The sequence below is a fragment of the Vibrio sp. 2132-1 genome (assembly GCF_033344315.1).
This window is the reverse complement of sequence record NZ_JAWPON010000577.1, coordinates 1-593: the sequence shown is the minus strand read 5'-3', so window position 1 is coordinate 593 and position 593 is coordinate 1. Positions and strand designations below refer to the sequence as shown.

The window sequence follows — 593 nt, the reverse complement described above, 5'->3', positions numbered from 1 at the left end:
GTTGGATTCGCTCTCAACAAAATCTACGAGTGGTACTGTTTGATGTCGATAACTTCAAAGCCGTAAACGACAGCTATGGTTATACCGCTGGTGATAAAGCGCTGAAGATCATCGCTCGTGCTATCAATAAGCGTGTGTCTGATACCGAAACCGTCGCTCGCTTTGGCGGTGAGGAGTTTATTCTGCTGATCCCAGAACAAAGTGAAGAATACACGTTAGAACTGATGAAGAATATTCAGCGCGATATCTGTCAGCTGCCGTTTAAGTTCCGCGAGCAAAACATCATCATTACTCTGACAGCCGTCTCTACTTCATTTAAGGAATCAGACGCACCAGAATATGTGCTCGATCGCCTTGGGCAAATGCTCACTGACGCTAAAAAACGGGGCACAAACCAGCTAAACTGGAACTAAAAACCGTTCAAAAAACAAGCAAACAAACACTTTTACCCCCTCTCAAACGCTCATAACCTCCCATTTTCAACGAGTTATCACATTTATCCCCTTTCAGTCTGCTAAGCTGTAAAAACCCAAGTCACTTCAAGATGATGTATTCATTCATGACGAATATGGCATCTTGAGGTTGCTTGGGAC

General features: G+C 43.8%; 1 protein-coding gene. It reads left to right on the top strand.

The genetic code is table 11. From position 1 onward, the window contains the following. Window positions 1–413 (top strand): GGDEF domain-containing protein (locus tag R8N47_RS26750; RefSeq protein ID WP_318186305.1); only part of this gene is annotated, 413 nt, incomplete at its 5' end. Between the last annotated feature and the right edge of the window lie 180 nt (window positions 414–593).